We start from the raw sequence: 23,105 nt of genomic DNA, 5'->3' as shown, positions 1-23,105 counted from the left end.
TGGAACCGACGCATCCCGCCTGGCTCGCACTCCGAACCCGTCAAGCCACATGCAGTCCGGAGCGCTCGTCATGTCGAATGACGGAGCCCTCTTGAAGCCCGCGCATGGACACGAGGTGCCCTCAGGCCTCTCGTCGAGGGACGTGGCGCCGCCCCAACGAGCACCCCTCTCCCCATCGATTGAGACGCGGGGGCTTGCGTCCCAAGCATCCGTTCCGAGCAGCCTCTCGACGGCTGCCACGCACAAGATCCAGCAGGACGTGGCCGCGAGTCACGCAGCGCATGAGACGCGCGACCTCGCGCTCTCGACGGAGGCCGCGCACATGGCCCCCCAAGGCCCTTCCTCGGGTCACACAGCGCCTGGGACGCGCGACTTCGCCCTCTCGACGGAGGCCGCGCACAAGGCCCAGCGGGCTCCTTCCGCGAGTCACACAGCGCCTGGGATGCGCGACTTCGTCCCCTCGGCGGCTGCCGCGCACATGACCCAGCAGGAGCCTTCCGCGAGTCACACAGCGCCTGGGCCGCGCGACTTCGCGCTCTTGACGGAGGCCGCGCACAAGGCCCAGCAAGCTCCTTCCACGAGTCACACAGCGCCTGGGATGCGCGACTTCGTCCCCTCGGCGGATGCCGCTCACATAGCCCAGCAAGCTCCTTCCGCGAGTCACACAGCGCCTGGGCCGCGCGACTTCGTCCCCTCGGCGGATGCCGCGCACAAGGCGCAGCAGGCTCCTTCCGCGGGTCACACTGCGCAGGGAACACGCGACCTCGCCCTCTCAACGGATGCGACGCGTGAGATGCAGCACGCTTCGCGCGCGAGTCACACAGCACACGGGACGCGCGCTCTTGCCCTCTCGATGGTTGCGACGCGCGAGGCTCGGCACGGTCCCGTCGCGAGTCACGCAGCAGATGGAGCAGCGGCCTCCAGCGCGTCTTGGGCCTCATCCCGTGATGCGGCGCATGGGGCATCCGACCTCACATCGCTTGCGTCATCGAGCGAAGCCGCCCTCGCCGCTCGGGGGCTCTCCCCTGATGCGTCCGCGTCTCACGCCTCGTCGGGTGACTCGGTGCGAACCGGTGCCTCCGCGACACATGAACACGCTCCGCGCGTGCAACACGGATTTGCGTCGCGGGCGTCCGAGTCCCTCGGAGCTTCTCCAGTTCCCAGGGGGTGGTCCTCCGACGCCTCGATGTTCGCGAGCGATGACGGAAGCGGCACGGCCACGACTCCCCTGTCCGTCTCCGTGGGACCGCGCCCCGATGCATCGCCGCACGCCAGCGTTTCCCGAGGGCCCGAGGTCTCCGCCGGGACGCACGTTGCTTCCGCCGCAACAAGACCCGCACCGGAAGGACTCCGCATCACCGTCAAGTCCACGGACCCGGCCTCGCCGAAGCGACAGGTCGTCCGGCTCATGAGAGCCCTGCCTCCCCGCAGCGCCGCCGTGCCCGCGCCAACCTCCGCGCCGCCGCTCGTCGCCGATGCGACGAACCTCCCGGCTCCGCACGAGCGAGCCTTCGAGGTCCCCCTCCCCTCGCCCGCCGCGAGCGGTACTCCCACGAGCGCGGACGCCGGCCCACGCCCGCGCGTCGTGCAGTTGCTGTCTCCCACACCGCCGTCGCCCACGACTCCCCACGCTCGTCCCAAGTCCCGACTCACGTTCGCGCCTCCCGAAGCGCCGTCGCCCGCTGCCGCGCCCTCCCCCCAGCCGGTGCTCCCCCTCTCGCGTGATGTCTCCCACGCGATGGCGCCGCTGCTGGAGCACGCGCGACAGCTCTCCGTCCCCGCCCCGAGCACCGAGCCCAACACCAGCGCCCCCGTCCAGAACACGTTCAACGTGAGCGTGCAGGTCGGCGCCGACAACACGGCGACGGGCATGGACCGGCGCACGCTGGAGGACGCGCTGGTGGACATCCTCCGCGAGTCGGCGCGTCGCCACGGACTGGAGGTCTGAGCCATGGCCGGCATCGGATACACGGTGAGCATCGGCTCGCTCCGGGCCTCCAACTCCTCCCGACAGGGCCAGGCCCTGGTCCGCTCCATCTCCAGCGAGCTGACCATGGACGGCGTGGGCGGACGATGCACCGTGGAGCTCGTCCCCTCCGACGCGGGGCTCCCCTCTCCCGGCGAATCCACCACCATCGCCCTGGACCCGGGTGACGGCTCCATCACCGTCTTCACCGGACAGGTGCTGGAGGCCCGCGCCGCCGCGGACTCCGCCGTCGTCATCGGCGGCGACGCGCTGACCCAGCTCGCCCGCATCGACGCCACGGGCGCCTACGAGCAGATGTCCGCGGGCGCCATCGTGCGAGACCTGCTCGGGCTCGCGAGCGCGAAGGCGGGCACCGTCGAGGACGGCCTGACGTTCCCCAGCTACGTGCTCCACCGCGGCCCTCGCGCCCTGCGCCACATCCAGCGCTTGGCCGAACAGTGCGGCTTCGACGTCTTCACGAACGGAAGAGGCCAGGTGCACTTCTCCGCGCCCAGGAAGGGCGGCGCGGACCACACGTTCGTCTACCGTACCCAGGTGCTGCGCACGCAGCTGCACCAGGCGCTCCCCGCCATCGACGGCTTCGAGGTCTGGGGAGAGGGCGCGGCCAGCTCCCAGGGCGACAGCAAGGCCCACTGGCTGGTGGACGACGTCGCCCCCATCCACGGCAAGGCCGCGCTGGGTGACCAGGGGCAGGTCCGCGGTGGCTCCGTGGGCAAGCACTCGCGCGAGGTGAAGGACGGCGCCGTGCGCAGCGGTGACGGCGCCTCCGCGCAGGCCAAGGGCCGCGTCACCGCGCTGGCGTCACGCAAGCTCCAGGGCTTCCTCGTCGTGCTCGGCGCGCCCGCCGTCCAACCCGGAGACCTCATCGCCGTGAAGGACATCCCCCAGGGACACCCCGTGGAGGACCTGCTCTCCGGACAGGTGCTCCGCGTGCGCACCGTGCGCCACCAGCTCGACGCCCGCACGGGCTTCACCACCCGGATGGAGCTCTGACATGCCCGTCCGCATCGGAAGAATCGAGCTCATCGGGCTCACGAAGATCTACACCGAGGACGCGCGAAACCTCGTCCAGCAGCGCGTGCCCGGGCAGGCCGGCAGCGTCTTCCAGGACCTGGGCCGCGAGCCCGTCACCGTGGTCATGGAGGGCCTGCTGCTCGGCGAGGATCCGCAGGCCGCGCTGGAGGAGCTGCGTCAGGCGCAGATGAAGGCGACGCCCCTTTCGTTCGCCTCGGACGCCATCGCCGGCGCGGACCTCACCGACGTCCTCATCGCGGACTTCCAGGTGCGCCAGCTCGCGGGCCACCAGAGCCGCTTCAGCTTCTTCCTGCGCGTGAAGGAGTACGTCGAGCCCCCCGCCAAGGCGGACGCGGGCGTGGGCGCCGTGAACGACGCCGTCTCCCAGGACGCGCAGTCCTGGGCCAGGAGCTCCACGGACGCCGCGGGCGTGCTCCAGAAGCCGGAGACGCTCATGGACGCGGTGGACGCGAACCCGGAGCTGCTCGGCCACCTGTCGCCGGACGAGCTGGGCTCGGTGGTCAACGGCACCAAGGGCTCGCTCACCGGAGGCAACTTCAGCAGCCTGCTCGGCAAGCTCGGCAAGGTGAACCCCGGCGCCATCATCGGCTTCGTGCAGTCGCTCAGCCAGGCGGGGAGCCTGGGCGAGTTCATCGAGAAGCTCGCCACCGAGGGCATCAACATCCTGGAGCAGATGACGGGCCTGGACCTGGGCGACGCGCTCGAAATCATCAAGGACATCGCCGGCGCCGGAGACTTCCTCGCCAAGGTCCAGCGCGTGGGCAAGGAGGCCGTCGCCCTGGGCGAGGTCATCAGCGGGTTCGATCCGCTCGGCCCCTTCAAGGACCTGGAGAAACTCCCGTGAGCACGACGGCCGACATCGTGGATGGCATCACCCGGCTCATCGACGCGCTGGACGAGCTGCTCGAATCCAACACCGTCGCCGCCATCGTCCGGCTGGTGCGCAAGTGCGGCATCGGCGCCCCCGTGAAGGTCGTCCTCGACGGCATGGACAAGGCGCTGGACTTCATCATCACGTGGATCGGCAAGCTGGAGCAGGTCGCGGCCATCCCGGACCTGCTCGACGCGCTGGACCCCGCGCTCGATGGGCTCAAGGCGCTGGGCGAGAAGTCCGAACAGGAGATGCGCGACATGGGTCTGGAGCCCCTGGCCCCGCTGGCGGGCGCGGCGCACGCGGCGCACCAGCTCCTGGAGAAGATCCGCGCGGGCGTCACCGTCGTCCTCCAGGGCTACCTGCCCAAGCAGTCCCTCGCGTCGCTGCGCGGGGCCGTCATCGACCTGAAGGACACGCTGAAGGAGCTGGCCGAAGCGCTCGTCGCCCCCGGCACCGAGTCGTTCACCGCCCTGCCGTCCGGCGCGCCCCAGCTCGTGGGAGGCGGAGCATGAGCGACCTGGTCACCATCATCCGCGCCATCATCCGCGACGAGCTGGCCTCGCTGCGCCTGGGAGACCTGGGCGTGGTGACGAGCGCCTTCCCGCACGCGGACGGCGACGCGCACAACCACGAGTGCAACGTGAAGCTGCGCGAGAGCGGCCTGGAGCTGCGCCGCGTGCCCATCGCGACGCCGCACCTGGGCATGGTGAGCGCGCCGCACGCCGGGGACCTCGTCGTCATCACGTACCTCAACGGCGACCCCAACCGCCCCGTCATCACCGGCCGGCTCTACTCGGACAAGCTCAACCCGCCCATCCACGAGGCGGACGAGTGGCGCGTCGTCTCGCCCCCCAACGGCAAGACGTCCATCGCCATCAACCAGGAGCAGTCGGTGGTCATCACCGCCGGGGAGACCGTCGTCACGGTGAAGCAGGACGACGTCATCACCATCAAGGGCAAGACGGACCTGTCGCTGGAGGTGGAGGGCAACGTGCAGCTCAAGTGCACCGACTGCACGGTGGACGCGTCCGGGAAGATCGACCTGGGCAAGGGCGGCAGCGGCGTCATCACCGAGCAGAGCCACAAGTGCTACTTCACCGGCGCGCCGCTCAAGGGCTCGCAGGACGTGAAGGCCAAGTAACCATGCCCGCACCGAGCGGAAGCGAGATAGGCGGCCTGGCGAAGGGCGCCATGCAGTCCGCGGGGCTCCGGGGAGAGAACGCCCCGGACCTGGCCACCGCGCTCGGCGACGCCTGCGGCCAGGCGTTCACCCTCTTCGCGAACATGGCCATCGTGTCACCAGGCATCCCCGCCGCCGCGCCTCCGCCTCCGGGCGCCGGCAGCACCGCGGGGCCCGGCATGATGCTGCCCCCGCCCGCGGGCGGCCCCGGCGCGTCGCAGATAGAGCCCATCGCCAAGGGCCTGCTCGCGTCCAACCAGCTCAACGGCGAGCAGCGCGACGCGCTGGCGAAGGCCATCGCGCAGACGGTGGAGCAGGCCCTGGTGCTCTTCACCACGACGGTGATGGTGGCGCCGGGGATGGCCATCGCGGGCTTCACCACCACGTCGCCGGGCAGCCTCATGGGCGCCGCGCCCGCCAAGCCCATGCTCCAGCCGATTGCGCTCGGCTTCCTCCAGGCCGGTGGCATCCGGGGAGAGAACGCGCCGGACCTGGCGGGCGCGATGGCGCAGACGCTGGCCGACGCGCTCACGCAGATGATGACGCGCCTGAAGGTCGCCCCGGGCATCCCCAGCTCGCCCGGCGCCACCGCGGGCCCGGGGAGGTTGCTCTGATGACGGACGCGCTCAAGACCGACCTGCGTCTCTCCTTCAAGGAGTCGGGCGGCGTGGACCTGGACTGGTCCGACGACGGCGGCGCCGCGACGGTGAGCGGCAAGGACAACCTCATCCAGGCCCTGACGATGCGGCTGCTCGTCTACCGCGGACACCTGGAGCAGCTGGGCCACCAGCGCTACGGCAGCCGGGTGGCGGACCTCATCGGCGAGCCGCTGGACCGCGCCAACCTGGACCTGCTGCGCAGGTACGTGCGGCAGGCCATCAAGGAGGACCCGCGCGTGGACGAGGTGCTGCAGCTCACCGTCTCCGCGCGGCCGGACCTCCCGGGGGCCGTGGAGGTGCGGGCACGCATCCGCGCCATCACCGGCGACCCGGTGGAGCTGGGGCTGTCGCTCGACCTGGGCTGAGCGCGGCGGGACACACGGGGTACGGACACGACTTCGGGAGAGCGTGATGAACGGCAAGGAAACGCAGGGCATGAACGGAGTGCTGACCCTGGAGCTCTTGAACCTGGACGGCACGCTGATGGAGCGCCGCAAGGTCCCCAACCTCATCACCATCGCCGGCAAGCGACTGGTGGCGGAGCTGCTCATGGGGCGCGTCAACGCGCTGACCACGAGCTGGTCCATCGCCGTGGGCACCGGCACCACGCAGCCGATGCCTTCCAACATCAAGCTCGACAACCAGGTGGACCTGGCCGCGGACACCGCGCCCAAGGTGGAGGAGGTCATCCTCGGCGACGGCACCAGCACGGTGCGCGCCCTGGTGACGGCCACCCTGCCCCCGCCGCCGGCCCAGTCCACGGTCCAGCCCCTGACGGAGGCCGGCATCCTCGTCACGTTGGGGACGGGGGCGCCCATCCTCTTCAACCGCGTGCGCTTCGAGGAGGTCAACCGGGGCTCCAACATGGTCATGAAGATGACGTGGGAGATCTCCTTTTGAGCCTCATCCCTCCGGAGACGACCACGTTCAGCGCCATCGTCGAGCGGCTGCTGGCGAACATGGGGGCCGGAACAGACCCCAACGCCGGAGGCATGGCTCGGACCCTCGCGGAGGCGTACGCGCGGGAGATGGCGACGTTCTACGCGATGATGGAGCTGGCGCACCGCTCGGGCTACCTGGACACCGCCGAGGGCGCGGCGCTGGACAACGTGGTGGCAGTGCTGGGCCTCACGCGCGCACGCGCCGGACGCCTCACCGGGGAGGTGGAGCTCTGCCGCGCCGCGCCCGCGCCGGAGGACATCGGCATCCCCGCCGGACGCCAGGTGACAGGCATGGCGGCGGACGGCCAGCCCCTGCCCCTCTTCGAGACGCGGGAGGACGCCACGCTGCGCAAGGGCGACACGCGCGTGCTCATCCCGGTGCAGGAGGTCCAGTCGGACGACGAGGACGCGCGTCAGGCGCCCCCCGTCATCAACCCCTTCCAGCTGACGCTGATGCCCCGGCCCATCCTGGGCATCGAGGCCGTCTCCAACCCGGCCCCGCTGCGCCGGGACTCGGAGGACGAGACGGACACGGACCTGCGCGCCCGCGCGCGCACCGCGATGCGCGACGGCGAGAAGGGCACGCTGGAGTCCATCGCCGCGGCGGTGCGCAAGCAAGGGGTCCAACACGTCACGGTGCGAGAGCCCGCGGACGCGCCGCCTGGCGTCGTCGACGTGCTGGTGGGCGACACGGACTTCGAGTCGGACGTCGAGGGCGTCCGGCGCGTCGAGGCCGCCATCCGCGAGTCCAAGGCCGCGGGCATCCTGGTGCGGCTGCGCTATGCGCGCACCATCTTCTTCCTGCTCGACTTCAAGGTGGAGCCGAACGACGACGCCATGGACGAGGCGACGTTCGACCGGCTGCGCCGCGAGCTCCAGCAGAAGCTGTCCAGCTACATGCGGGAGCTGCCCGTGGGCGCGTCGGTGAGCCGGCGCAAGCTGGAGGCGCTGTTCTACGGCGACCCGGCGGTGCGGCGCATCTCCGACATCCAGGTGGAGACGTACGTGTGGGGGACCGCCTCCGAGGCCGCGCTCGGGAAGACGCTCGTGTTGGAGTCCACCAGTCGCCTGTATGGCGCCAACCGGGACTGGCGGCTGGAGTCGCTCGAGGCCGCGCGCGTGGACCTGGTGCGCAAGCCGCCGCGCATCACCCGGCTGCGCCCCCCGACGTGGCGGCTGGACCTGGTCGTCACACTCGCCCAGGGCGACACGCGCACGGCGGAGCAGGTGCGCGACGCGCTGCGCGGCGCGGTGGAGGTCCACGCGGCGCGGCTCACCGAGGAGGCGCAGCAGCGCCCCACCCTCCCGACGTACCTCACGCGCGGCAAGCTGGAAGAGGCGCTGCGCTCGCAGGCCCACGTGGCGGGGCTGCTCGGCTGTGACGTCACTCTGCCGTCGGGGACCACGGTGGCCCTGGTCTCCGCCCCGTCCGCGAATGCGCTCACCGAGGAGGTGACGCAGCTCGAGGTGTCCGCGGACCTGCGCCTCGTGTTCGGCGGAGCGGAGCTGGTGGGGGTCGGATGAGCGCGGACCAGCGCAGACGCCGCATGGTCGGCTACCTTCCCCCGGTCCTCCAATCGGGGACGAAGCTCAACGAGTTCTTCTCCACGCTCGCCCTGGAGCTGGAGCAGATGGAGGGCGGGCTGACGCGGCTGATGCGCTCGCGCTGGTACACGCTGGCCCGGGGCTTCGCCGTGGCGGAGTCACCCGCGGACAAGGCGCTCTCCGAGCTGGGGCGGCTCGGGGCGCTCCACGGGCTGCTGCCGCGCCGGGGGGAGTCCGCCGAGTACTTCCGCACGCGGCTGGCGACGGTGGTGGAGCTGCACCGCACGGGCCTGGGCTCGGCGTCCGCGCTGCTGCGCCTGGTCTCCCTGGTCTACATGGCGCGGCAACCTCCGGCGGTGACGTGGGAGGAAGGCCGGACGGTGGCCCGGCTCGTCGTGCCCCGGAAGGACGGCACCTTCCGGCCACTCACCCTGGAGCTGGTGGACAATCCGCAGACGCCCGCCACCGCCGGCTTCCGCGACGTGAGCGGCGGCCAGCGGCTGCTCACCACGAACGCGGGGCTCGCGACGGCGATGCCCACCATCACCCTGCGGGCCACCTCGCGCGAGGTCGCGGTCCCCATCCTGCGGCACGCGGAGTCCGGGCTCGACCTCATCTACCTGGGCCGCATCCCCCAGGGCGCCACGCTGAAGCTGCGGGACGGCTTCGCGCCCATGCTCGACGGCGTCCCCGTGGAGCGGCCCATCATCCTGGCCCACCCCACCCGCTTCTCCGACGAGGACGGGACGAGCCCACCGACGCGCTTCGACGCGGTGGACTCCCGCTTCTCCGTGTTCAAGGAGGACCATCGGCTGCCGGAGCTGCCGCCCGGCGAGAGCCACTGGACCTACGGCACACTGGAGCGGCCCGAGGTGCGCGCCTATCTGCTCGGGTGGAGCGAGGAGGACGTGCTCGAGGCCGAGGCCCAGGCCCTGCCCCAGCGGGACACCCCGCCGTTGGAGCTGCGCTTCGACTGGACGGAGGTGTCCCCCGCCACCTTCTCGCTGCGCATCCCCGCGGACCACATCCCGCCGCACCTGCTGGAGCCGAACGAGGAGGGCGTGACGCCCGGACTGCCAGGGCTGGTGCAGGAGCTGACCGCCGCGCTGGAGTACGGACGGTGCGCCGGCGTGCGCACGCGCATCGAGCTGACGCTGCCCATGCCCGCCGAGGCGCTCGTGGCGCGCGAGGGCCCGCTGGGCGTCGTGCTGGAGGCGGACTTCTCCGAGCGGCTCGTCCCCACCGACGCGCTGACGTCGTTCGGCTCCCACATCGAATTGCACGAACAGTTCCCCGCGCCCCAGGAGTCGCTGACCTGGGGTGGCGTCTTCGACGGCACCCGTTTCGATACCTCGAGGTTCCAGCCATGAGTCAGCCCTACTACCCCGCCCGTCCCGGTGACCCCATCCTCGCGGACACCTGGAACAACATGCAGTTGCAGGCGCGAGCGGAGATCCACAACCACACCCACCGCGGCGGCCTGGATGGCAAGCAGCTCGCGGGCGACAGCATCTCCCCCTCCGCGATATTGAAGGTGACCCGCGTCGAGGCCACCGACACCCTCGTGGTGAGGAATGTCGACGTCACCACGCGCTTCCTGGACCTGGAGGCCCAGAAGCTGTCCCTCACGGGGGGCACCCTGAGTGGCCCGCTGACGGTGAACGCCAACGTGGGCATCGGCGCGGCGCCGGGGACCAAGCGCCTGCTGGTGGTGGCACCGCCGAACACCGAGGCCCCCGCGCCCCTGGAGGTGCGCACCTCGGGCAGCCAGACCTGGGGCATCGGCCTCGTCGTCAAGACGATGGGCGGCGCGGAGGGCGCGTCCATGCTCCTGCGCACCCGAACCAAGAGCTGGCAGGTGCGCGGAGAGCCCGGCCCGGCGGCGCTGGGCTTGCAGATCACCGAGGACGGAGGAGACCCGGAGACGGGCTCGGGCCCGGGCACGCCTCGGCTGCACATCAAGGCCGGCGGAAGCGTGGGGCTCAACACCAACGATCCGCAGGGCGCGCTGGACGTGCGGCTGCCGGGGGGCGCGTCCGGGTTCGACCGCTTCGTGGTGAACCTGACCAGCGACTGGTCCCCCGGCATGTCCCACGTGACCATCGGCGCGGGGCAGGCCGCGGGGCTGATGATCAACAACCCCCACGTCGTCTGGCACAAGGGCGAGTCGCGGGCGTCCATCCGGTACGGCCTGAGCGGCGGCACGGCCTCCGGCCTGTTCTGGGACGTGGGTGCGCGCGCGAACAACGCGTTCTCCTTCATCGTCAACAACACGTCGACGCTGTGGATGAACGCGGATGGGAACATCGGCATCGGCACGCAAACGCCGGGCGCGCGGCTGGACGTCCAGGGGGGCAACCTGCGCGTCAGCGGCGCCATCACGCCCTCCATCGGGAACTCCACGGGCAATGGCATCCAGTTCCCCGTGGACGCCTTCGGTGGCGCGGGCGACGGCGCGTGGATCCGCTACTACCGGCTCCCCAATCCGCTCCCGGGCGACGAGGAGAATGGCCGGCTGGTCATCGGCGTCGAGAACGACCCCGGGGACGCGTTCGCCATCTTCCAGGGGACCGCGGAGCGGCTGTGCATCGTCAACGGCAACGTCGGCATCGGCGCGGCGCGGCCCTCGGCCCCCCTGCATGTCCAGCAGCGCGAGGCGAACGTGGGCATCCGCCTCAGCGAGAACACCTCCGGTCGCTACATCGACATCGCGTACGAGGGCCAGGGCACCTTCCACATGTTCCACAGCAGCGGCAACGGCCGCTACATGCCCCAGGATGGTGAGTGGCATAAGTTCTCCGACGTCCAGCTCAAGGAGAACATCGAGTCGCTCCAGGGCATCCTCCCGCGCGTGCTCGCGCTGCGCCCGGTGAGCTTCGACCTGAAGTCCACGGGCCATCACCAGCTGGGGCTCGTCGCGCAGGAGGTGGAGCCCCTGTTCCCGGAGCTCGTCTCGGACGCGCCCATGCTCGAGGACGGCAAGCCGCTCAAGGGGCTCGCGTACGAGGCCTTCAGCGTGCTGGCCATCGCAGCGCTCCAGGAGCTCAAGGCGCACTACGACACACGCATCGAGGCGCTGGAGCGGCGCCTCCACGACCAGGAGCAGCACGGATGAAGAGCCAGATCGAGAAGCGCCTCGCGGACCTCAAGGCCGAGCACGAGGCGGGACAGAAGATGCTCGCGGAGCTGGATGCGAAGCGCACGGGACTGGTGCAGACGATGCTGCGCATCGAGGGCGCCATGCAGGTGCTCCAGGAGCTCCTGCCCGCCGACGAGGCCACCAACGCCACCGTGACGAACCTCCCGCACGCCGCGCGCTGAAGCCCCGCGGCGCAGAGACTCCTGCCATGAGCGACACGCGCGTCGGCGCCACGCTGACCTATACCGGAACGGCCACTCCTCCCACGCCCGCGCAGGTGCCGGTGGACCCGGCCGGGCTCGTCGTCGCGCTGGAGGTGCCGGCGGGGGTGGTGTTGCTGCGCGCGTCGCTCGCCCTGCGCGCCCCGGGCGACGACGTGACGGTGAACCTGATTCCCACCGCCACGCTGGCCACGAGCACCGGGCAGAACGTGGTGGACGCGAGCCAGGCCATCACCTGGCTCAGCCTGGACTGGGGCTCGCGGCGGCCCCTGTCCTCGATGGAGCTGACCCTTCCGGCGTCACCGACCCAGACGGCCAAGAAGGGCCGCCTCAGCATCGCGGAGGGCGGCGCCTGGTATCCGCCCACGCCGTCCGACACGGTGGGCGTCAACGCCGTGGAGCCCCTGCCGGGCATCTTCGCCAGCCGCCTGCTGGTGGAGTTCGTGGAGGCGAACAACTCCCATCCTCCGTTGGGGACGCCGAAGACGCTGTCGGCGACGAAGCTCGCGAGCCTCACCCTGCGCGCGCCCGCGCGTCCGCCGGACCTCACCGCCTCCGCGGGCACGGGCTCGGGCGCGCTCTTCTTCCACCAGGCGCTCCCGATGAACGCGCGCCAGGAGCTGGTGATGGAGGACGTGCTCACCCAGGCGCTCCAGCGCGCCTGGCCCGCGAACCTCGAGGCGGGCCGCGTGACGGTGTCCCTGCGCGCCTCCGGGCTGGGCATGTTCGACCGCGTCCGGCTCGCGCTGGACACGCTCGATGACATCCGACGCTTCAGCGACGGCGCCGATGAGCGGACGCTGGCGCTGGACACGGACGGCACCGCCATCGCGAGCGTCTCCGTCCCCAGGGACCGCGCGCTGTCGGAGGTGCGCTTCCACGTGCGCCACGCCTTGCGCGACGAGCACCTCCCTCTGACACCGCGTCCACCCGCGCGGCCCTCGCGCGCTCATCGCTGCGGCTCCGGGCGCTCCGCCGCACAGGCCTTCATCGCGTCGCGTGCTCCGGGGGCGTTGACGGCCGTGGACCTCCACCTGCGCCCGGGGACGCGCCAGGTGACGGGCACCGTCGCCCTCCACGCGGACGTGCACGACCGGCCCGACGAGGCACCGCTCCCGGGGAGCGCCGTGCCACTGCTGCTCGAGGCGTCGGGGCCTCCGCCGTGGCCCGCGCGCTGGGTGTCCTTCACGCTCCCCAAGCCCCTCGCGCTGAACAAGGGGCGCTGGTGGGTGGTCGTCACCACCGACGAGGGAGAGGTCCTCTGGAGCCTCATCGAGCCCGCGTCCGGCACACCCGAGCCGGGAGCGGTGACACCGGACACCACGCTCCATCGCACCGAGCCGACCGGCCCCTGGCTGCCGCGCGACAGCGAGCTGCCCGGAGAGGCCCCGGGAGCCGCGCCGCTCTGGGCCTGCGCCCGTCCCCGCCTCCGCCCCATCGTGCCCGTGCCGCCGCCTCCGCCCCGGCTCCAGTTGCGCTGGGGTACGAAGGTGCTCGACGTGACACCGGACGGTGACGGCGTCGTCCACCTGGACGCCCAGGCGCTGGCGGTGCTCACTCCGCCCGGAGGAACGGGCGAAGCACCACCGCTCGAGCTCATCGTCCAATCCCGCGTGGCCGGTGAGGTCACCCTCTCCGGACTCCAGGTCGTCATCCCCCGGCAGGAGACCTACGCGCTCTTCCCGAGATAGCGAGCCCCCACCCATGCTCCTTGCCATCGAGTCCTACTTCCACGATGCGCTGCGCGCCGCGATTCCCGAGACGGTGGAGGTCGCGACCGGCCCCTCGCGAGGGCCCTCCGTCGAGATGGAGGCGCTCGTCGAGGTCATCGCCTCGCGGATGAAGCTCACGATGCCCGAGGGCGATGACCTCACCGCGCTGCGACAGCCGTCCTACTTCGCGCAGGTGCATCGCTGGGCTGGCAATGGCACGCGCAAGGACTTCACCCTGCCGGCGAACGCGACGGGACAGGTGGTGGAGGTGGAGTCACCTCCTGGCCGTCCGCTGCGTCGGGGCGACGACTACGTCGTGGAGGAGTCCACGCTGCGCCTGTACCGCGCGCCCGCGGTCGCCAGCGAGGCCGTGGTGGCCTACCTGCGAGGGACCCGCGCCGAGGGCTTCCTGGAGCGGCGGCGCTGTGAGCTGCGATTGTCCGTCCGCGCGTGGGTGAAGTCCCCGGGCAACGCGGCGCCGCTGCTGTCCCGCGCGCTCGCCGCGGCCCTGGCCGCGTCCGCGGACCTGGGAAACCTGGAGGACGAGGACACGGAGGCGGAGACCTCCGGGGTGCGTCTGCGATTGCTCCAACCCCAGGCAACCCTGGAGGAGGTCCATCGCACCCTGGAGCTGCAGGGCGACATTCCCTATCACCGCGCCCAGGCGAACTTCCTGGTCCGCGGAGAGCTGGAGCAGCTCGTCTCGCTCGGCACGCCCGAGTCCGAGGGCATCATCCTCGAGGTGCGGCGGGAAACGTAGGATTCAAAACAACGAGACTAAACCGCAATTGCGGCAACTCCGGCATGTGTTGTCCCATCGACATTCGGGCGCGAGCACCCACGCACGCGCTCCGAACCCAAAGGACATCGACATGCCTCGTCATCTGTCGACCGTGCACGCGCTGACCGCGCTCACCGCCTTCGTCACGCTGTCCACTGCCTCCGCCGAGGAGCGCGGCGAGCCCGTCGCCCCCCAGGCCACGACGCCCGCCGTGGTCGTCACCGAGAAGGCTTCGCCCCGAGCGGCGCCCACGTACTCGGACGCGAGGATGGAGTCGGTGGCGCGGACGTGCGGGGCGGACGCCATCGGCAGCGTCACGCCGGACGGGTCCATCCGCTGCCAGTCCAAGCCAGCCACCCTCGCGCAGACCGGCCCGCGGGAGCTGCTGGCCGGGACGTACTACGTGTCCATCCCCGCCATCGCCTGCACGCCGCAGGGGACCGCGGCCGCGGCGACGACGGGCCAATGCAGTGGCGGCGGCACGCTCCGGACCGATGGGGACAACCTCTTCCCCTGCACCGTGAACGCCAACGCCACCCGCAACACCTTCGTCTGCGGTCTGGACCTCCCGAACGGCGCGCAGATCCAGGAGGTCATCGCCTACGGCCTGGACTACTCCACCGCCGGATACTTCGAGGCGGCCATCTGGAGCACGGGGGATACGACGTTCGCGCCCATCTACTTCAGCAGCTTCGGAGGCACCTGGCAGTCCTCGGGTGTGGCGTTCAACGGCGGCTTCACCAGCTTCCCCATCTTCTCCGCGTCCCAGCCGGCCCACACGGTGACGGTGGGTAACCGGTATACGATTGGCTTCGGCACGCGCGACCCCAACGCGAGCGTCAATTTCTACGGCTTCCGCGCCCGCTACTTCCTGCCGTGAGCCGCGCGGCCTGGGGTGAGGCATGGACGCGCGGGGCACGCCTCCCGCGCACACCATCCTGGCCGGTGAGCGGTATGTGATTGGCTTCGCGGCCAGGGACCCGAACGGGTTCACCTGGGTCGGCGGCTTCCGCGTCAATGACTACCAGCCCTGAAGTCCGCAGCATGGCGGCCCCTTCCTCTCGAAGGAAGGAGCCGGCACGTCTGGCCATCCCACCCCATCCGCGAGATGAGCCACGCCACGAGTGACACCAATCGCACACTCAGTCACACTGAACCATGAAATCCAGACAAAATAGTCACTCCTGACAAATCTCCCGCGACAATTCCGGCCCCCGCTCGTTCAATCCAATGCATGGGAGGCCGGCACACCGGCGCCCATGTCATTCCAGTCAGCATTCGAGCGAAAGGGAGACACATGGCGTCCTACGTCAGAGCTGTTTCGAGCGTGAAGGGTTTGCGTTGGGGTGCGGTGTTGCTGGCGGGCCTGGTGGGCTGTGAGCCCACGACGACGAAGGAGCCCGCGACGAATCACCAGGAGGTGGGCTCCCTGGAGGAGCAGGCCAGGCTGCTGACGGCGCCTCCGGGCTGTGAGGAGATCACCCTCGGGGAGATGGCCAATGGCATCGAGCTGACGCCGGTCATGTATACCAACCAGCCCACGCTGCGCGGCGACTTCAGCAGCTTCGGAGACCCGGCCGCCCGGGACCGGGCGTTCATCCGCCTGGACGTGGACACGACGCCGGGCCTCTACAACCTGGCCACCGCGGGCGGAAACACCTTCGCGTGCGACCAGTGCGTCTTCGGGACGAAGGACTCGGGCGCGGCCACGCAGAAGGACCTGGTGGCCGAGTCCGGCACGCTGCTGCTGGCGCTGAAGGTGTCGCCCGACCAGACCATCGGCGCGCTGGCCAACGTGGTGCTGCGCGAGGCCGTGGACGCCCCGCCCCTCAACGCGCCCTTCTGGGGCAGCGCGCTGGTGCCGGGTGGGGAGTGCAAGTGGATCCGCTTCGCGACGTGGAACACCGTGCGCCAGGGCGGGTGTGATCCCCGCCAGGGCTCGCTGACGGCGAACCTGCCGGACACCACGTGCGTGCCCACCAACTACGTGGCCTCGGACGGCACGCTGGAGCGCTCGCTGGGGACCAAGACGCAGGGCGAGGCGTGCACCACCACGCCGGCCGCGAGCGAGTACGAGCTGGCGTCGACGGACTGCGAGCAGGGCTACACCTGCACGGATCTGCTGTCGGAGAACGCGCAGTGCACCCAGACGTGTGACTTCCTGGCCGCCGACCCCGGCTGTCCCCAGGGCATGATGTGCGGCGTCTACGGCCTGTGCACCACGCAGGCCGTGCTGCAGTCGTTCGGCTTCCGGTTCGACACCGCGCCGGTGGGCTCCACGTGCACCCCGGGCGTGACGTTCGCCGAGTTCTGCGGCAGCGAGGGCGCGCGCGGCACGTGCCTGGACCTGGGCCGCACGGGCACCGCCACCTGCCTGCGCTACGAGCGGGCCCGCACGAACTGCGGTCCGGGTGAGGAGCTGGGCTACTTCAGCTACTCGCGTCCGCCCGGCGGCTTCGACCGCACCATGGGCTTCTGCTACCACGACGGCCTGTAGTCACCGCCATTCCTCGCGGCCCGGGTGCCTCACGAGGCCCGGGCCGCGCGTCCACCGATGCGCGAGCCCGCGTCCTCGGGCAGCCGGCGGAACAAGAACCCCGCCAGCGAGGACACCACGCCGATGGCGATGAAGGGCATCAGGAAGCGGTCCGGCGTCAGGGGCAGCTCGCCGGCCCCGCGCGCCAGGTGCAGCATGAGCGCGCCGAAGCTGATGCCCACGCTCAACGCCATCTGCTGCGTCACCACCGCCATGGTCGACGCCTGGCTCATCTTCTCCGGGGGGATGTCCGCGTAGGCCACGGCGTTGATGGCGGTGAACTGGAGCGAGCGCACGAAGCCGCTGACGAACAGCGTGACGACGATGACCGGGATGGGCGTGCCCACGCGGAACAACGCCGGCACGGCCGTCAGCACCGCGGCGGCCAGGTTGGAGCCCGTCAGCGTGGCGCGGAAGCCCAGCTTGCGGATGACCCACGGCGCCAGCGGCTTGCAGGACATGGCCCCCAGGCCCGTGCCGATGGTCATCATGCCCGCCTCGAAGGGACCCCATCCCAGGCCCACCTGCAAGAGCAGCGGCAGCAGGAAGGGCGTCGCGCCCAGGCCCATGCGCACCAGCCCTCCGCCCGCGATGCTGGCGCGGAACGTGGCCACCTTGACCAGCCGCACGTCCAGCACCGGCCGATGGCGCCGCAGCGCGTGGCGCACGTAGAGCACCCCCGCGCCGACGGCCACCAGGGCCATGCCCAGCTGCGTCTCCGGAGGCACCAGCCCCACGCCCAGCGTCTCCACCGCGACAATCGTCAGCGTGATCGCCACGGCGGCGATGGCATAGCCCTTCCAATCGAAGGGCCCCGGGTGCGGCTGCGGCAGCTCCGGGACGAAGCGCGCCACCGCGAGCATGCCCAACAGGCCCACCGGGACATTGACGAAGAAGATCCATGGCCAGTCGGCCACGCCCAGGATGAGCCCGGCGATGGGGGGACCGATGAGCGGCCCCACGAGCGCGGGCATGGTGAACCAGCTCAGCGCGGACACCAGCTTCTCGCGCGGCGCCGAGCCCACCACGATGAGCCTGCCCACGGGCGTCATCAGCGCGCCGCCCAACCCCTGCAGCGTCCGGAAGAGGACCAGCTGCGGCAGCGTGCGCGAGAAGCCGCACAGCACCGAGCCCAGCAGGAAGACGCTCATCGCGACCATGAAGACGCGACGAGGGCCGAAGCGGTCCGCCACCCAGCCGCTCGCCGGCGCGAGCACGGCCAGGGCCAGGATGTACGACGTCAGCGCCAGCTTGAGGTGGATGGGGTCCGTGCCGAAGGCCGCGGACAACGTCGGCAGCGCGGTGGACAGCGCGGTGGAGTCGACGAACTCCATGAACAGCGCGCTCGCCACCGCGATGGACGCCAGCCGGGAGCCTCTCTGGGAGGACGCGGGCGGCGAGCCGGGTGGAGAGGAGCCAGGGGAGTCGGACACCTCTCTTCTATGCACATGTGGCCGCGCGACTGTCACGCTCGACGACACTGCGCGCGGGCGGCCCTCGCCCACCCTGCCACCGGGCGGCCGGCACTCGGCCGACGCCCCGGTGGAATCACGGACGGGGCGCGGGGGACTCGTCAGGCCGGCCGCTCCAGCCGGCCATCCGCGTGCCGGGCGAAGCGCCCCTCCTCGCGCGCGTGCACCGGGTCATCGCTCTTCCAGGGCCACCCGCCGAACTGGGTGCGCTGGTAGTCGTTGAACGCCTGGACGATCTCCTCCCGCGAGTTCATGACGAACGGCCCGTGCTGCACGACGGGCTCATTGATGGGGCGCCCCTGGAGCATGAGCAGCTCCGTCTCGTCCGGGCCGTTCTCCAGCAGCGCGTCCGCGTCCGGGCGCAGCTGCAGGACATGCCGGGCGGGGACGTCCCGGCCGCCGACCTTCAGCGCGGAGCCCTTGAAGAAGTACACGAAGCGGTTGCTGCCGCGCTGGGCCGCGGGCAGCGTCCAGCGCGCGCCGGGCGACAGCTTCACCGTCCAGATGGCCACGTCCGAGTCCACCCGCGCGGCCCAGGACTTCGGCGGAGGCGACGGCGGCTTCGCGTCCCCCAGCCTGCCGGCCACCGCGGTGACCTCGGTGGTGCGCCCCGCCTCATCCTTCGCCACGTGGCGCGGGATGGCGTGGTCCCAGAGCATGGAGAAGTGCGGCGCCACGAGCTTGTCGGCGCGCGGCAGGTTGAGCCAGATCTGGAAGAGCTCCACGGGGTTGGGCGCGTCCTTCTTCAGGAGCGGGAACATCTCCGAGTGCAGCACGCCGCTGCCCGCCGTGAGCCACTGCACGTCCCCGCCGCCGAAGCGCGCCGCGGCGCCCAGCGAGTCCGAGTGGTCCAACAGCCCGCTGCGGACGATGGTCACCGTCTCGAAGCCCCGGTGCGGATGCTGCGGGAAGCCCGGCACCACGGTGCCGTGGTACATGTTCCAGCCGTCGCGCCCCTCGAAGTCCTGGCCCAGCTGCCGGCCCGCCAGCGACGCGGTGGGCCCCAGCTGCTCGTTGCCCTGGGGGTAGGCGTCGACGTGGTGGACGCAGAACAGGAACGGGTCCGGCGTGGGCCAGGGCATGCCCCGCAAGGGGCCCATGCCCAGGATGACGGGTGGCGCTTCACTCCCCTTCGACGACTGGCTCATCCCCTGCTCCTCTGCCTTTCCCGGGCTCTTCGTGCAGCTCGCCGTGGTGGTGGCCCCCGCCACCGCGAGCAACCGCAGCGCCGCTCTCCGACTGACTTCCTCGCTCAAGGGGCCTCCTGCCACGCGTGACGCCGTCCGGAGCCTCTAATCCCGGCCAGCCCGGGGCGCATTCTTTCACGTCCGGGGCCCGCCAGCCCGCTCCCCATACACCTTCGCCTGGGGTTGCCGTAGGGTTCGCCCGCCGTGAGCCCATCCCCCCCCTTCGCCGTGTCCCAAGAGCGCGTGCGCGCCATCGACTGGCTGCGCGGCATCGCCGTGCTGTTCATGGTCCAGACGCACTCGCTGGCCCTGCTCACCCCGGAGCTGCGCAAGAGCGTCTGGGTGGGCCGCCTGCTCAAGGTGGACGGGCTGGTGGCCCCCGCGTTCATCTTCTCCGCGGGCTTCGCCCTGGCCCTCGTCATGGTGCGCAGCGCCGCCGCCGGGAAGCTGCGCGAGCGCGTGCCGCGAAACCTCCGCCGCGCCTGCGAGGTGCTGCTGGTGGCCTCGCTGGTCAACTGGGCCTGGTTCCCCCTGCTGAGCGAGCCGAAGTGGCTGCTGCGCATGGACATCCTCCAGTGCGTGGGCGTGTGCCTGCTCCTGATGTTGCCGGTGGCCGCCCTGCTCGCCTCGCGTCCCCGCGCGCTGGCCGGCCTGAGCCTCGCGCTGGCGTTCACCGTCTTCGCGGTGGCGCCGCTGGGGGAACAGGTGACGGGGCCGTGGGCCACGCTGACGAACAAGTCCTCCTTCGCGCCGTTCCCCCTGCTGCCCTGGCTGGGCTTCGGGTGGCTGGGCGCGTTCGCGGGGACACTCGCGGGCGCGTGGGGCCGCCGCGCGCTGGCCCTGGCGTTGCTGGCGCTGGTGACGGTGGGCGCCGTGGGCGCCGCGTCCGGCGACTTCCTCTTCCAGCTCTACCCGCACCACCGCTTCTTCGTGGCCAACCCGTCCAACTCCGCGGCGCGCTTCGCGTGGGTGTGCGCGGTGCTGCTCGGCTTGATGTGGCTGGAGGGGCGCGTGGCGGAGGCGAGCGCGCCTTCGCGCCTGCGGCGGTTCATCGAGGTGTTCGGCACCTCGTCGCTCTCCGCATACTTCTTCCACGAGATGCTGCTGTTCTACCGGCTGGGGGGCGTCTTCTCGTTCCAGCGCTTCTGGGGGGACAAGAGCGACTGGCCCCAGTACTGGCTGCTCACCGCCGTGCTCATCGTCGCCACGTGGATGCTGTGCCTGGCGTGGGACGGGCTGGAGCGCCTGGTGAAGAGCGCGCTCCGGGCCGTGACGAAGCGCCCGCGTGGAGCGCTGACGTCAGTGGGAAGCTGACGCCAGCTTCTCGAAGGCGGAGACGACCTCGGGCGGGGCCTGCACCAGCTCGATGAGCACGCCCTCTCCGCTGTAGGGGAACTGCTCGTTGGCCTTGGGGTGCACGAAGCAGATGTCGAAGCCCGCGGCGCCCTTGCGGATGCCGCCGGGGGCGAAGCGCAGGCCCTGCTTCTCCAACCACGCCACGGCGACGGGCAGGTCATCCACCCACAGGCCCACGTGGTTGAGCGGCGTCTCGTGGACCCGGGGCTTGCCCTCGGGGTTGATGGGCTGCATCAGGTCCACCTCCACCTTGAAGGGGCCCGCACCGGCCGTGACGATGTCCTCGTCCACGTTCTCGCGCTCGCTGCGATAGGTGGAGTGAGGCGTCAGGCCCAGCAGGTCCACCCACAGCTTGCGCAGGGGGGCCTTGTCGGCGGCGCCGATGGCGATCTGCTGGACGCCCAGGATTCGAAAGGGTCTCGAGGTCTCCATGGGGGGCACCCTGTCACGGGAAAATCCGGGGGAATAGACCCATTTCCCAGGTCGTGCGTTTCGAAGCGGCGAACGTCGTATCCGTCCCCCGGAGAACGCATGTCCCAGTCCTTCCTGAAGCGCCGCCTGAGCCAGTGGGGAAGTGCCCTGCTCGTCGCCTGCACCCTGCCGGCGTGCACGTCGTCCAAGCCCACCGCGGAGGGCCTCTCCGTGGCCCCCCAGGCCGACTACAAGCCCCGGGCCGCCCACCGAGATGACGCGGCGCAGGACGGCGCCAAGGACGAGCGCAGGGAGAAGGCCCCCGCGGGCGCCGTGGCGCAGGCGATGCGGCCCGAGGCGCCCAAGGCCGACCCCCACACGTTCGCCGAGACCGAGCACGACGAGTCCTCCGCGGTGGAAGGCGCGCCCATGGAGGAGCCGAGCGCAGTGATGATGGCCGCGCCTCCTCCGCCGAGCCCCGCCACGCTGGGCGGCGCGGGCGCCGCGCCCAGGGCCATGGAGCTCGCCAAGCGCGCGGCCCCCGGCCCCAGCAAGAGCATGCCCAGCCTCCCCACGCGCAAGCCCGCGCAGGACACGCTGGCCCCGGCGGACGCGGACACCACGCACCAGGGCAACACGTTCGAGAACTGGAAGCCCAACGCCTTCACCGAGACGGCCAAGGACGCGCTGTCCACCTTCGCCGCGGACGTGGACACCGCGTCGTACACGGTGGCCCGCCGCTACCTGCAGCAGGGCAACCTGCCGCCGGCCTCCGCGGTGCGCGTGGAGGAGTTCGTCAACTACTTCAAGTACCGCTACGCCCCGCCGGAGAAGGGCGCGTTCACGGTGCACCTGGAGGCGGCGCCCTCCCCGTTCGACTCGAAGCGCCACTTCGTGCGCGTGGGCGTGCAGGGCAAGGTCGTCTCGCGCTCGCAGCGCAAGCCCGCGCACCTGGTGTTCCTCATCGACACCAGCGGCTCCATGGCGTCGCAGGACAAGCTGCCGCTCGCCAAGGAGGCCATCAAGATCGCCGTGAAGAACCTCAACGAGAACGACACGGTGGCCATCGTCACCTACGCGGGCTCGACGCGGGACGTGCTGGCGCCCACGCCCGCCACGGACGTCAAGCGCATCCACGCGGCGCTGGACGGGCTGGAGTCCGGCGGCGGCACGGCGATGGGCTCGGGCATGGAGATGGCCTACAAGCATGCGGTGAAGAAGGCGTCCGGGCAGGTCGTCTCCCGCGTCGTGGTGCTCACCGACGGCGACGCCAACATCGGCAGCGTGTCCCCGGAGTCCATGCTGGAGAGCATCCGCAAGTACGTGGCCGAGGGCGTCACCCTCACCACCGTGGGCTTCGGCATGGGCAACTACCGTGACGACATGATGGAGAAGCTGGCCGACAAGGGGAACGGCAACAGCTTCTACGTGGACAGCTACAAGGAGGCCAAGAAGGTCTTCGAGACGCAGCTGACGGGCACGCTGGAGGTCATCGCCAAGGACGTGAAGCTGCAGGTGGAGTTCAACCCCGCCGCCGTGAGCCGCTACCGCCTGGTCGGCTACGAGAACCGCGACGTGGCGGACAAGGACTTCCGCGACGACAAGGTGGACGCGGGTGAGATTGGCGCGGGCCACAACGTGACGGCGCTGTACGAGGTGGAGCTGGTGAAGGGCGCCAGGGAGTCGCTGGCCACGGTGCGCGTGCGCGCCAAGGCGCCCAACGGCACGGAGGCCTCCGAGCAGGCCTTCCCGCTGGAGCGCTCGCTGCTGCGCGACTCGCTGGAGGCCGCCTCGCCCGACTTCCGCTTCGCGCTGGCCGTGGCCGCCACCGCCGACGTGCTGCGCGGCAACCCGGCCGCCGAGGGCTGGAGCCTGGCCACCGCGCAGAAGCTGGCCGAGGGCGCCGTGGGCGGTGACGCGGACCGCGCCGAGTTCGTCCGGCTGGTGACGCAGGCCCGCGCGCTGTCGGGTGCCTCGGCGCGCGGTCGCTGAAGAGAGGTTCGCTGTCGGGGGTCGTGGGGTGGAAGGCCCACTGGGGGAGCCTTCCACCCCACTTTTTCATTCCGGCA

22 protein-coding genes are annotated in these 23,105 nt (G+C 71.1%); 19 read left to right on the top strand and 3 right to left on the bottom strand.

From position 1 onward, the window contains the following. The first annotated feature begins 1,738 nt into the window (after positions 1-1,738). The 17 genes from K8625_RS41725 to K8625_RS41650 all read left to right on the top strand — a co-directional run bounded on the left by K8625_RS41725 (position 1,739) and on the right by K8625_RS41650 (position 16,571). Positions 1,739-1,948: a hypothetical protein gene (locus tag K8625_RS41725; protein ID WP_223751808.1), complete on the top strand. Its 210-nt coding sequence runs from the start codon at positions 1,739-1,741 to the stop codon at positions 1,946-1,948. Between the two features lie 3 nt (positions 1,949-1,951). Next, positions 1,952-2,980, top strand: a complete 1,029-nt coding sequence (locus tag K8625_RS41720) for a hypothetical protein (protein ID WP_223785843.1) — start codon at positions 1,952-1,954, stop codon at positions 2,978-2,980. Position 2,981: 1 nt separating this feature from the next. Continuing rightward, a complete protein-coding gene (locus K8625_RS41715) occupies positions 2,982-3,866 on the top strand; it encodes a hypothetical protein (protein WP_223751806.1) in 885 nt (294 codons plus the stop codon). Then, entirely contained in the window at positions 3,863-4,408 is a 546-nt protein-coding gene (locus tag K8625_RS41710) for a hypothetical protein (protein ID WP_223785842.1), read from the top strand. Before K8625_RS41715 ends, K8625_RS41710 begins: the two co-directional genes overlap by 4 nt. Continuing rightward, positions 4,405-5,037 (top strand): phage baseplate assembly protein V, encoded by a 633-nt coding sequence (locus K8625_RS41705; RefSeq protein WP_223785841.1) that lies wholly within the window; start codon positions 4,405-4,407, stop codon positions 5,035-5,037. Before K8625_RS41710 ends, K8625_RS41705 begins: the two co-directional genes overlap by 4 nt. A 2-nt stretch (positions 5,038-5,039) precedes the next feature. Beyond that, a complete protein-coding gene (locus K8625_RS41700) occupies positions 5,040-5,690 on the top strand; it encodes a hypothetical protein (protein ID WP_223751803.1) in 651 nt (216 codons plus the stop codon). After that, a complete protein-coding gene (locus K8625_RS41695; RefSeq protein ID WP_223785840.1) occupies positions 5,690-6,100 on the top strand; it encodes a GPW/gp25 family protein in 411 nt (136 codons plus the stop codon). Before K8625_RS41700 ends, K8625_RS41695 begins: the two co-directional genes overlap by 1 nt. A gap of 46 nt (positions 6,101-6,146) precedes the next feature. Beyond that, positions 6,147-6,635 carry a hypothetical protein gene (locus tag K8625_RS41690; RefSeq protein ID WP_141323100.1) on the top strand — a complete coding sequence of 163 codons (489 nt, stop codon included), beginning with the start codon at positions 6,147-6,149 and terminating at the stop codon, positions 6,633-6,635. Beyond that, the gene (locus K8625_RS41685; protein ID WP_223785839.1) at positions 6,617-8,200 is read left to right on the top strand and encodes a baseplate J/gp47 family protein; all 1,584 of its coding nucleotides are present in this window, start codon (positions 6,617-6,619) and stop codon (positions 8,198-8,200) included. The genes K8625_RS41690 and K8625_RS41685 overlap by 19 nt, the downstream gene beginning before the upstream one ends. Continuing rightward, positions 8,197-9,591 carry a hypothetical protein gene (locus tag K8625_RS41680; protein WP_223785838.1) on the top strand — a complete coding sequence of 465 codons (1,395 nt, stop codon included), beginning with the start codon at positions 8,197-8,199 and terminating at the stop codon, positions 9,589-9,591. The genes K8625_RS41685 and K8625_RS41680 overlap by 4 nt, the downstream gene beginning before the upstream one ends. Next, positions 9,588-11,336 (top strand): tail fiber domain-containing protein, encoded by a 1,749-nt coding sequence (locus K8625_RS41675; protein WP_223785837.1) that lies wholly within the window; start codon positions 9,588-9,590, stop codon positions 11,334-11,336. Before K8625_RS41680 ends, K8625_RS41675 begins: the two co-directional genes overlap by 4 nt. Next, positions 11,333-11,542: a hypothetical protein gene (locus K8625_RS41670; protein ID WP_223751799.1), complete on the top strand. Its 210-nt coding sequence runs from the start codon at positions 11,333-11,335 to the stop codon at positions 11,540-11,542. Before K8625_RS41675 ends, K8625_RS41670 begins: the two co-directional genes overlap by 4 nt. Positions 11,543-11,568: 26 nt before the next feature. Next, positions 11,569-13,272, top strand: a complete 1,704-nt coding sequence (locus K8625_RS41665; RefSeq protein ID WP_223785836.1) for a hypothetical protein — start codon at positions 11,569-11,571, stop codon at positions 13,270-13,272. A gap of 13 nt (positions 13,273-13,285) precedes the next feature. Continuing rightward, complete coding sequence (locus K8625_RS41660) at positions 13,286-14,053, top strand: hypothetical protein (RefSeq protein ID WP_223785835.1); 768 nt, start codon at positions 13,286-13,288, stop codon at positions 14,051-14,053. 112 nt (positions 14,054-14,165) lie between these two features. Then, positions 14,166-14,954, top strand: coding sequence for a hypothetical protein (locus tag K8625_RS41655; RefSeq protein WP_223785834.1), 789 nt, complete (start codon positions 14,166-14,168; stop codon positions 14,952-14,954). A gap of 22 nt (positions 14,955-14,976) precedes the next feature. Beyond that, positions 14,977-15,108 carry a hypothetical protein gene (locus tag K8625_RS44040; RefSeq protein ID WP_255510287.1) on the top strand — a complete coding sequence of 44 codons (132 nt, stop codon included), beginning with the start codon at positions 14,977-14,979 and terminating at the stop codon, positions 15,106-15,108. 293 nt (positions 15,109-15,401) lie between these two features. Next, positions 15,402-16,571, top strand: a complete 1,170-nt coding sequence (locus K8625_RS41650; protein ID WP_370640443.1) for a hypothetical protein — start codon at positions 15,402-15,404, stop codon at positions 16,569-16,571. 29 nt (positions 16,572-16,600) lie between these two features. Here the strand turns inward: K8625_RS41650 and K8625_RS41645 are convergent, their stop codons facing one another. Together K8625_RS41645 and K8625_RS41640 are read right to left on the bottom strand one after the other, a co-directional pair. After that, positions 16,601-17,962 carry a DHA2 family efflux MFS transporter permease subunit gene (locus K8625_RS41645; RefSeq protein ID WP_223751830.1) on the bottom strand — a complete coding sequence of 454 codons (1,362 nt, stop codon included), beginning with the start codon at positions 17,960-17,962 and terminating at the stop codon, positions 16,601-16,603. A 221-nt stretch (positions 17,963-18,183) separates the two neighbouring features. After that, positions 18,184-19,164 (bottom strand): pirin family protein, encoded by a 981-nt coding sequence (locus K8625_RS41640; protein ID WP_223785869.1) that lies wholly within the window; start codon positions 19,162-19,164, stop codon positions 18,184-18,186. Between the two features lie 309 nt (positions 19,165-19,473). On the opposite strand from K8625_RS41640, the gene K8625_RS41635 reads away from it, so the two are divergent. After that, entirely contained in the window at positions 19,474-20,583 is a 1,110-nt protein-coding gene (locus tag K8625_RS41635; RefSeq protein ID WP_223751794.1) for a heparan-alpha-glucosaminide N-acetyltransferase domain-containing protein, read from the top strand. Here the strand turns inward: K8625_RS41635 and K8625_RS41630 are convergent. Then, on the bottom strand, positions 20,569-21,057 hold the full coding sequence (locus K8625_RS41630) for a VOC family protein (protein ID WP_223751793.1): 489 nt from the start codon (positions 21,055-21,057) through the stop codon (positions 20,569-20,571). The genes K8625_RS41635 and K8625_RS41630 overlap by 15 nt on opposite strands. 99 nt (positions 21,058-21,156) lie before the next feature. On the opposite strand from K8625_RS41630, the gene K8625_RS41625 reads away from it, so the two are divergent. Then, entirely contained in the window at positions 21,157-23,028 is a 1,872-nt protein-coding gene (locus K8625_RS41625; RefSeq protein ID WP_223785833.1) for a von Willebrand factor type A domain-containing protein, read from the top strand. Positions 23,029-23,105: the final 77 nt, after the last annotated feature.

Origin of the sequence: Myxococcus sp. AS-1-15 (genome assembly GCF_020037055.1) — a bacterium.
In the GTDB taxonomy this organism is placed as follows: domain Bacteria; phylum Myxococcota; class Myxococcia; order Myxococcales; family Myxococcaceae; genus Myxococcus; species Myxococcus fulvus.
The sequence above is the reverse complement of the archived record's forward strand: the minus strand, read 5'-3'. Positions and strand labels throughout refer to the sequence as shown.